6 protein-coding genes are annotated in these 9,912 nt (G+C 57.0%); 3 read left to right on the top strand and 3 right to left on the bottom strand.

Features of this window, described 5'->3' with window-relative positions; genetic code table 11:
- Positions 1-59: 59 nt before the first annotated feature.
- Genes OL236_RS05695 through OL236_RS05685 form a run of 3 tightly spaced genes read right to left on the bottom strand, consistent with a single transcriptional unit; the run spans position 60 to position 2,737 of the window.
- Entirely contained in the window at positions 60-1,520 is a 1,461-nt protein-coding gene (locus OL236_RS05695) for an MATE family efflux transporter (RefSeq protein WP_265071656.1), read from the bottom strand.
- Positions 1,521-1,531: 11 nt separating this feature from the next.
- A complete protein-coding gene (locus OL236_RS05690) occupies positions 1,532-1,762 on the bottom strand; it encodes a hypothetical protein (protein ID WP_006190798.1) in 231 nt (76 codons plus the stop codon).
- A gap of 21 nt (positions 1,763-1,783) precedes the next feature.
- On the bottom strand, positions 1,784-2,737 hold the full coding sequence (locus OL236_RS05685; protein WP_009646203.1) for a magnesium transporter CorA family protein: 954 nt from the start codon (positions 2,735-2,737) through the stop codon (positions 1,784-1,786).
- A 364-nt stretch (positions 2,738-3,101) separates the two neighbouring features.
- On the opposite strand from OL236_RS05685, the gene OL236_RS05680 reads away from it, so the two are divergent.
- From OL236_RS05680 to OL236_RS05670, 3 genes are read left to right on the top strand one after another with little or no spacing between them, the layout of a single operon-like run.
- Positions 3,102-7,355: an acyl-CoA dehydratase activase-related protein gene (locus OL236_RS05680; protein ID WP_265071655.1), complete on the top strand. Its 4,254-nt coding sequence runs from the start codon at positions 3,102-3,104 to the stop codon at positions 7,353-7,355.
- A 17-nt stretch (positions 7,356-7,372) separates the two neighbouring features.
- A complete protein-coding gene (locus tag OL236_RS05675) occupies positions 7,373-8,614 on the top strand; it encodes a DUF445 domain-containing protein (protein WP_265071654.1) in 1,242 nt (413 codons plus the stop codon).
- Positions 8,614-9,909 carry a DUF445 family protein gene (locus OL236_RS05670; RefSeq protein ID WP_009646184.1) on the top strand — a complete coding sequence of 432 codons (1,296 nt, stop codon included), beginning with the start codon at positions 8,614-8,616 and terminating at the stop codon, positions 9,907-9,909. The genes OL236_RS05675 and OL236_RS05670 overlap by 1 nt, the downstream gene beginning before the upstream one ends.
- Positions 9,910-9,912 lie beyond the last annotated feature (3 nt).

The raw sequence follows: 9,912 nt of genomic DNA, 5'->3' as shown, positions 1-9,912 counted from the left end.
CAGCCCGACGAAAATCCGTCGGGCTGTTTGCTTTTTGATAGAAAGGCAGCGGGTGCTCTTCATGAGACGCGACACAGCGCTCTTCGGCAGCCGAGCCACAGCAGTCCTGTCATGACGAAGAAGCTGCCGCTGTAGGCGCTGTAGACGATGTGCATGGAGTGGATGCCGGTCATGTCCCAGCCCCAGCACCATGCGACGCGAAAGAGGCAGTAGGCGGCGAGTGCGGTCATCATGGGATAGAGGGTGTTGCCTAAACCGCGGATCGCGCCGATGTAGATCTGATTGACGCCGTAGAGCCAGTAGAAGGGGAACGTGTAGTAAACGGCGTCAAGCGCATTCGCAGCGACGGCGGGATCGTCGGTGAAGAGGGTGATGAGCGCGGGCGCAGCAAGACCTGCGATGAGCGCCATGCCCATTGCCCCGCCCGCTGCGAGACGAAGGCTTATGCGAAGCCCTGTACGCACGCGCGCAAGGTCGTGTGCACCGACATTCTGTCCGATGAAACTTGTGAGTGCGATGCCGAATGCAAAGAGCGGATAGTAGAGGAATCCCTCGATGCGTGCATAGACAGTCATGCCCGCCATCGCCGCGTAGCCGAAGGAGTTGATGTACGTCTGGATGACGAGGGAGGAAAGGCTCATGAAGACGGCTTGAAGTCCCGCGGGAATGCTTGTGCTGAGGATGGGCAGGAGATGCCCCAAAGCGAAGAAGGGGCGGCTAAAGCGCAGTTTCCATGTGCCGTGGAGATGGAATAGTTTCCACAGGGCGAGCAGCGCCGCTGCATATTGCGCGAGGACGGTCGCGGTTGCCGCGCCTGCAATTCCGCAGGGAATGACGATGAGCAGCACGACGTCGAGTGCGATGTTGAGCACGACAGCGGCGGCGAGATAATGAAGAGCGCTCGTCGTATTGCCGAGCGCTCTCAGGATGGCGCTCGCTGTATTGTAGAGAAGCTGTGCAAGCATACCGTAGAACACGGTTCGCAGATAGAGGCTCGCTGCCGGGATGAGTTCGGCGGGCGTGGAGAGTGCCGCGAGCAGCTGCTCGGTCAGAATGATGCCGGCCGCCGTAAAGAGAGCGGCGAACAACGCGACGGTGATGAAGATGCTCTGTACGAGTGCGCTGAGACGCGCATAATCCTTTTCCCCGTAGAGGTGGGAGACGAGGACGCTGAGTCCCGCCGAGAAGCCGATAAAGAAATTGACGATGACGGATAGGACGAGGCTCGCCGTGCCCACGGCGGCAAGCGCCTGTGCGCCGAGCACCTGTCCGACGAGGGCGGTGTCCGCAATTGTGTAGAACTGCTGCAGGAGCTGCGAGAGCAGGATCGGCAGCATGAAGACGAGCAGCTGACGCGGGATTGCCCCGCGTGTAAAATCCTGTTGATCGGCGCTATGGAAGAGCAGGACGTGGAGATGGTGCAGATTGTGATGAAGAAAATCATAAGTGAGCGGATTGTGCATGCCGTAAATCCGCTCGCGATACCGCAAAGTACGAAGTTTGCCAAGAATCTTGTCCATAAAATTCGATTCTAGCACGAGCTTTTTCCGAGCCTTGGATGTGTGCTCGGGCGCAGGCTGCGGATTCTTATGAGCCGCAGTGCTTCTTTGATGTCTACATCGTCCCGCATATCACCCATTTCGTAGACGCAGACAGGATCTTTGACGCCGATCTCGCTCGCGGGCATGTAGACGTATTCGGCGTTTTCTGCATCACCGAAGATGAGGCCGCTCTTTAGCTCGGATTCAATGAGGGATGCCATACTTGCCTCCGATTCGTAGCTTCAAAACATATTCTTGCGCCATAGGACATACGATGACGCTCCGGCGATGACGGCGGCGAGGATGGCGATGGAGAGGAATGCCGTCGAGTCGTCTGCCAGCGGGACGGGGACGTTCATGCCGAAGAAGCTCGATATGACCGTCGGAATCGCGAGGATGATCGTCATGGCAGCGAGGAATTTCATCACGAGGTTCTGATTGTTCGAGATGATGGAAGAGAAAGTATCCGACATGCGCGCGAGGATCTTGTTATAAAGTTCGACCATCTCGCGTGCCTGCTTGTTCTCGATGATGACATCTTCCAAAAGGTCTTCGTCCTCTTCGTAGATTTTGATGATGGGTGTCAGAGATTGGTTGGAGCGCAAACGCAGAAGCTTATCGAGAACGGCGCCGTTGGAGCGCAGCGCCGCGCTGAAATAGGTCAAGCCTTTCTGTAGTTCGAGAAGGCGCAGGATGTCGCTGTTTTCCATCGAACGGCGCAGGTTCAGCTCGATTTCGTCCGAGTGTTTGTTGATCTGCCTGAGATAGCGTAAGTAGAAGGTCGCCGACTTGTAGAGGATTTGAAAAAGGAAGCGCGTCTTCTTGAATGTGCGGAAGAGCTTCGCCGTGTTCTCATTGAACTCTGAAAGAACCGGCGTGTCCTCCAAGCAGACCGTGATGAAGTAGTCCGCCGTCAGAATGATGGCGAGCGGCAGCGTATCGTAGCTGTCCTGGCCGCGCATGACAGGGACATTGGTCAGGACCATGACGGAGTTGTCCTCGACGTCCGTATGGGAACGCTCTTCGTCGTCGAGCGCGGAACGCAGAAAGTCCGGCTCGACTTCTGTGAGGTTACTGACAACCTTGAGTTCGTAGGGCGTGGGGTCGATGATGTTGATCCATGCGCCCTTTTCGAGCGTCTTGAGCGTCAGAGTCTGCAGGGGACCGCTTTCAAGGGACTTGAAGATTTTGAGCATAGACAGGGAGTCTCCTTTCGCGGAAGCTCCCCAAAGTCAAATGCAGGATGCTTTGAGAAAAAGGAGGCTTCCGAGCGTTTTCTTTTTATTTGTCGTGCAACTAGGGTGATCTCCGTCCATTTCCTCACCAGCTTTCCTTAAGACAAATACGAACAACGATTATTCTTTTAGCTTACTCCAGAGAAGAGCTTTCGTCAACTGTTTAAGTACGTTTTTGGCGTTTTTGGGAAACAATTATCCTTGAATCCAGAGAGAAAAAGCGTTAAAATACAAGAATAAGTTTGAGACTGAATCATACGTTACGGCAGGTTTTTCTGTCAGATATTTTCAGCATATACTATCCTAGATTTTAGGCGGTGAGTTCATGAATTCTATATTTGATGTGGGGATTGACATCGGCTCGACGACGATCAAGCTCGTCGTCCTCGATCATGAGAAGAAGATCGTGTACAAAAACTACGCACGCCATTTTTCCGAGATCGGCGCTTCCCTCTGCGAGAATCTGGCAAGCCTCAAGAAGATCGTCGGCGGTGAGAAGTTTTCTTTTGCATTGACCGGTTCGGCGGGCATGGGCGTCGCACAGCACATCGGGCTGCCTTTCGTGCAGGAGGTCATCGCGTGCGCTTCAGCTGTAAGGTCGCTGATTCCCGAGACGGATACCGTCGTTGAGCTTGGCGGCGAGGACGCCAAGGTGACGTACTTCGGCGATGCACCTGAACAGCGCATGAATGGCGTCTGTGCGGGCGGCACGGGTTCTTTCATCGATCACATGGCGTCGCTTCTTTCGACGGATGCGGCAGGACTCAATGCACTCGCGGAGAAGGGGAAGCAGATCTATACGATTGCTTCTCGCTGCGGCGTCTTTGCCAAGACAGACATCCAGGCTCTGATGAATGACGGTGCGGAAAAGGCGGATATTGCCCTTTCCGTTTTTCAGGCTGTCGTCAATCAGACGATCAGCAATCTCGCGCAAGGTCGCCCGATTGCGGGCAAGGTCGCGTTTCTTGGCGGGCCGCTTCACTTCCTTCCTGCGCTCAGGCAACGTTTCATCGAGACGCTGCAGCTTACACCCGAGAACGTCGTCGATGCGCCCGACGGAAATTTTTTCGTCGCGCTCGGTGCGGCACTCTCGGAGGAGACCGAGGTCGTCGATATGGCGCGTCTGGAAGAGAGCATGGAGAAGGCGCGAGACGTGGCGGCGAAGGAGACGCGGCAGGCGGACTTCACGCTCTTTTCCAATGCAGCGGACTATGCGGCGTTCAAGAAGCGCCATGATCGTGCAAAGGTGCGGCGCGGCGATCTCGCCGCGTATGAAGGCCCGATCTACATTGGCATCGATGCCGGATCGACGACGACGAAGCTCGCGGCGATCGGTACGAAGCGTGAACTTCTCTACACGTCGTACGGTAGCAACCAAGGGTCGCCGCTTCATACGGTCATTCGTGAACTGAAGGGGCTTTACGCCGCGATGAACGAAAGAACGTACATCGCGGGCGCACTTACGACGGGGTATGGTGAAGCGATCGTCAAGGCGGCGATTCACGCGGATGCGGGCGAGGTCGAGACGTTCGCCCATCTGCGTGCGGCACAGGAGTTCTGCCCCGAGGTCACGTTCGTCATGGACATTGGCGGGCAGGACATGAAATGCTTCTTCGTCAAGGACGGCAGCATCGGCAACATCACGCTCAACGAGGCCTGTTCGGCGGGATGCGGCTCCTTCATCGAGAATTTTGCGCAGGGACTTAACATGACGGCGGGGGAGTTCGCTGCCATGGCGATGGAGTCGAAAGCGCCCGTCGATCTCGGAACGCGCTGCACGGTCTTCATGAATTCCAAGGTCAAGCAGGCGCAGAAAGACGGCGCGGCGGTCAGCGACATATCGGCAGGCATCGCTTTTTCCGTCATCAAGAATGCGCTCTTTAAGGTCATGCAGCTCAAGGATGTCAAGGAACTTGGTGAGCATATCGTTGTGCAGGGCGGCACGTTCTACAACGATGCTGTCCTGCGCTCGATGGAAAAGCTCATCGAGCGCGATGTCGTGCGCCCCGATATATCGGGCCTCATGGGCGCGTATGGCGCGGCTATTCTTGCACAGGAGGAGGGGCTTGAGCACTCTTCGATACTCGCTGCCGATGCGCTGGAAGACTTTTCTGTATCGACGAGTTCGTACCGTTGCAGGCATTGCGGCAATCAATGTCTGATCACCATGCAGAAGTTCAGCGACGGCGGCAAGTACTTCACGGGCAACCGCTGTGAGCGTGGTATTGGCAAGGCGAAGCGCGAGAATCGGGAGACGGCGAATATCTACGATTACAAGTACAAGCGCCTCTTCGCCTACTACAAGCCGCTGACGGGCGCCGCCGCGCCGCGCGGTGCAATTGGATTGCCGCGCGGACTCAACATGTACGAGGACTATCCTTTCTGGTTCACCTTCTTCACGCAGCTTGGCTACGAGGTCGTGCTGTCGGACAAGTCGTCGGCGGCGCTCTACTACAAGGGCATGGCGACGGTGCCGTCGGATTCCCTCTGCTATCCGGCGAAGCTCGTGCATGGACATATCATGGATCTCGTGGAAAAGGGCGTCCGAAAGATTTTTTATCCGTGCATCCCTTTCAATGTCATCGACGAGCAGCATCCGGGCGACAATCACTACAACTGCCCGGTCGTTGCGTCCTATGCAGAGAATATCCGTGCCAATATGGACGTGCTGCGCGAAAAGAACATCGAGTTTCTGCAGCCTTTTTTGCCGCTTGACGACAAGAAGCGCATGGTTGAGCGTCTTTTTGAGGAACTCGGCGCTTCCGAAGGTCTTTCTAAGGGCGAGATCAAGGAGGCGGCACTCGCTGCCTACGCGGAACTTGAGAACTACAAGCAGGACGTGCGCGATTACGGCGTGAGCATTCTGCGCGAGATCGAGCGCACGAAGCAGCCCGCCGTCATGCTCGTCGGCAGGCCGTACCACATCGACCCTGAGATTCATCATGGCATATCCGACATGATCGCTTCCTACGGTCTTGCCATCCTGTCGGAGGATGCCGTCTATCATCTGCCGGTCAAGGGTGCGGGACTCAACATCGTCAATCAATGGAGCTATCACGCACGCCTTTACCACGCGGCGCATTTCGTCGCCGAGCATGAAAACTTGACGCTCATCCAGCTCAGTTCCTTCGGCTGCGGACTCGATGCTGTGACGACGGGGCAGGTCAAGTCGATTCTCGAAAGCCATCATCATATCTACACGATGATCAAGCTCGACGAGGTCAGCAACCTCGGTGCGGCTCGCATACGCCTGCGCTCTTTGATCGCGGCTCTCGCACGCCGCAGGAAGACGCCGTTTCAGCCAACGGCCGCCGAGGAGCGTCCGCGCTTCACGGAGGAGTGCCGCCGCACGCATACGATTCTCGCGCCGCAGCTTGCGCCGATTCATTTCAGCCTCGTGCGTCCCGTGCTCGAAAAGCATGGCTATAAGGTTGTCGTGCCGGCTCTGCCGGACAAGGCAGCGATCGATCTCGGGCTGCGCTATGTGAACAACGATATGTGCTATCCCGCCATCGTCGTCATCGGTCAGCTGCTCGCCGCGCTGAAATCGGGCGAGTACGATCCCGATCGCACGTCGATCCTGCTGTTTCAGACGTGCGGACCGTGCCGTGCGACGAACTATATGGCACTGATGCGCCAGGCTCTGAAGTATGCGGGCTATCCGCAGGTACCTGTATTCGCGTGCTGGGGACTCGAAACGGATGCGTTCTCTCTCGACCGAAGCTGCTTCGTCGATGCGATCAAGGCATTCCTTTACGGCGACCTGCTGCAAAAGCTGAGAAATGCGACCCTGCCGTATGAGAAGGAGCGGGGAACGGCGGAACGGCTGTATGAAAAGTGGCATGAAAATTGCCTTGCCGAGCTTATGGATGGAAGCTATTTCAAGTATGCAGACACGGTCAGGCGCATGGTGCAGGAGTTTGATGCTCTGCCGCTCGTCGAGGGGATCTGGAAGCCGAAAGTCGGCATTGTCGGTGAGATTCTCGTCAAGTATCACCCCGTGGCGAACAACCACATCGAGGAGGTCTTGATTGAGGAGGGCGCCGAGGTCGTCATGCCGGACTTTGCGGACTTCTTCCTCTACATGGCGTATGATTCCATCGTCGAGCGCGAGCTTTTTGCAGGCAGGCTCAAGGACAAGCTGTTTGCGCAGATGTTCATCAGCCTCGTCGAGTTCTTCCGCCGCCCTATGAGAAAGGCGCTGAAGAAGAGCCGTCGCTTCACGCCGCCGTACAAGATTGGTGAAACGGCACGTCTCGCGAAGAAGCATGTGTCGCTCGGCAATATGGCGGGCGAGGGCTGGTTCCTCACGGGCGAGATGGTCAAGCTCATCCATGAGGGCGTGCCGAATGTCGTCTGCCTGCAGCCCTTCGGCTGCCTGCCGAACCACATCACGGGCAAGGGCGTCATCCACAGTCTCCGAAGTGATTACAAAGGGGCGAACATCGTGGCGATTGACTGCGATCCCGGCTCTTCAGAGGTCAATCAGCTCAACCGCATCAAGTTGATGCTGGCCGTCGCCAAGGAGCGGAATCCGCATCGCGTCTCTGTTCCGGCGAACGACGCTGAGCGGCGCTGACGGTTTCGGTGAACGATATGGTCTTGCAGAAAAAGTATAAGGCGACGCTCGCGCTTTCTGTCAGCGTCATCGGCACGCTCGCCGTCCTGCCTATGGTCGGCAGCGGGTTCTTCTGGGATCTTCTGGAGGCGGCTTTCCTCGCATCGACAGTCGGCGGACTTGCCGACTGGTTCGCCGTCACGGCGATCTTCCGAAAGCCCTTGGGCATATCCTACCGTACGGACATCCTGCGCCGGAATCGCACGCGCATCATGCAGGCGCTCGTCGACTATGCTGCCAACGATCTTCTGAGTGCGGCGAACATCATGGCTGTAGCGAGGAAGATCGACATGGCGCAGATGTTCGTCGCCTATCTTGAAGAGCGCGGCGGGCGCGAGCGGATCAAAGACATCTCCTTCGCCGTGCTTTTGCGTGCGGCTGAGACGATGGATGCGGCGCATGTAGCCGAGCGCATCTGGCCGGCGATTCGTGAGAGCTTTAAGAGTTTTCCTTTGGAAAAATTCCTGCTGCGGTTCTTCGACATGCTTGCCGAAGAGACGAATAGCGCACGTATCCTGCATGTGGCACTTCGCGCCGTGCGCCGAACGCTGCACGACGCGAAGATGCAGGAGGTGCTGCTGGAAAACATTCGCGAGCTGCGCGAGCGGTATGAAAGACAGGCGTCGCTTCGAGCGACGGTCATTCAGGCGATGGATTTGAGTGATGAGCGCTTGCGGGAAATCGCTGTGAGGCACATGGACGCCTATATCAGCTCCATGCTCAAGGGCGAGGGCGAGGCGTATGAGCGCCTTGCAGCAGAATTCCGTTCACTGCTGCATTCCCTCGGCAAAAACGATTCGCTGAAACAGGCGATTGCAAAGTGGAAGGAAACGTCCTTCGAACGGATCGATCTGTCGGAACAGTTCGCCCTTTGGCTGGAGCGCAACGCCAAGGGGGAGACGCCCTTTTGGCGCGACCCCTTCTTTCTTCTTGTAGACGGCAAGATTGACGAGTTCATCAAGAGGAAGAGTCTGCAGAGGCGTGCGGACGCCATGTTCAAGAATCTTCTTGAAGCGGAGCTGAACGATCATCACGCCTTTATCACGCAGATGGTCAAGGCGCGGCTGGAGGATTTCTCCGATGACGAGCTCATCGCCTTCGTGGAGAGCCGCGTCGATGACGATCTGCAGATGATTCGCATCAATGGTTCCGTCGTTGGAGCGATGGCGGGCATGGCGCTTTTCCTCATCGCATACTTTGTGGAAAAGGCGGTGGGCTGATGTTTTGGCGTTCTTGGAACAAGGCGGACAAGACGCTGCTCTTTGCCGCTGTCGTATTCTTCTTGGCGCTCGCGTTGGTCATCGCATATCCGAAGAGTCTCCTGGCGCGCGGCTTTCTCGCCTGTGCCGACGCTGCGCTCGTCGGCGGCATTGCCGATTGGTTCGCCGTGACGGCGCTCTTCAAGAAGCCGTTGGGCTTCCCATGGCATACGGCGCTTTTGCCGCGCCGCCGCGAGTCCTTCATCGAAGCGTCGGTCACGCTCGTGCAGAAGGAGTTCTTTTCACGCCGCAAGATTTTCCAAGCCTTGCAGCACATCGACCTCGTCGCTCGCTTGCTTGAGTTTCTTCGGCGAGAGGATGTGCAGGAAAAGCTCGTCGCGCAGTTCCTGCACTATGTGCGCAGTTTCGCCATGCACATCGATCGCGAGAAGCAGGCGAATGCCTTTGCGGACGAGATGCGCAGCGAACTGAAGCGGTCGCGTCCCGAAGAGATTTTTTCTTTGATCGGACGCTGGATGCGCGACGACGAGCGCGACCATGTGCTCGTCGCGCGGGCGGCGCAGTTTCTCGCTGAGAAGGCTGCTGCCCCGGAGTTTTCCCGAAAGGTCGAGGATCTGCTCTTCAACTATGCGAAGGAAAATGCCAGGAGCACTTGGGACAAGTTCCTGCTCGGCATCGGGCAGATCGCGGACGTCGTGAACTTCGCCGATCTCGCTCACCTCGTGCGTCATCAGGCCTTGACCGTACTGACGGAATTGGCCGAAAAGGATTCAGCGCTGCAGAGGGAATTTCTTGCAGTATGCTATGAGAAGGCGGAGGAGCTTTGTGCCGACGAGGAGTTTCGTTCCTTCTCGCTGGAGCTGCGCGACGCCATGCTCAGAGGGCTGCCGCTTGAAGAAGCGATCGAGCGAAGTTTGGCGTTTGTGCAGAAGCATTTCTTCTTGGCGCGGGGCAGGCATAGATTCGACACAGTATTGCCGCTCTTACGCGAGAAATTTTCTGCCGTCCTCGTCGAAGAGCTGCGGCGTGCGCTTGCGCTCGTCGGCAGGGATGAGAAGATGCAGCGTGCGATCGACCGGCTGCTCTACGATCTCGCGGCGCGTTCGGCGCTCGCCGCGCAGGATCTCGTCGCCGTCATCGTGCGCGACGTGCTCGCGCGTCTGACGGACGAGCAGCTCAACCATCTCGTCTACGACAAGGTGGAGCCTGATCTCCTGTGGATTCGCATGAATGGATCCATCGTTGGCGCGGGTCTGGGGCTTGTCATCTTCGTTTTGTTGCAGCTTGTCCATTGAATA

The organism is Selenomonas sputigena, assembly GCF_026015965.1.
Taxonomy (GTDB): Bacteria; Bacillota; Negativicutes; order Selenomonadales; family Selenomonadaceae; genus Selenomonas.
This window is presented reverse-complemented; position numbering and strand designations above follow the sequence as displayed.

Coding starts and splice junctions, on each gene's coding strand:
- OL236_RS05670 (WP_009646184.1), top strand. CDS start 8,614: ATGTTTTGGCGTTCTTGGAACAAGGCGGACAAGACGCTGCTCTTTGCC.
- OL236_RS05680 (WP_265071655.1), top strand. CDS start 3,102: ATGAATTCTATATTTGATGTGGGGATTGACATCGGCTCGACGACGATC.
- OL236_RS05685 (WP_009646203.1), bottom strand. CDS start 2,737: ATGCTCAAAATCTTCAAGTCCCTTGAAAGCGGTCCCCTGCAGACTCTG.
- OL236_RS05695 (WP_265071656.1), bottom strand. CDS start 1,520: ATGGACAAGATTCTTGGCAAACTTCGTACTTTGCGGTATCGCGAGCGG.
- OL236_RS05690 (WP_006190798.1), bottom strand. CDS start 1,762: ATGGCATCCCTCATTGAATCCGAGCTAAAGAGCGGCCTCATCTTCGGT.
- OL236_RS05675 (WP_265071654.1), top strand. CDS start 7,373: ATGGTCTTGCAGAAAAAGTATAAGGCGACGCTCGCGCTTTCTGTCAGC.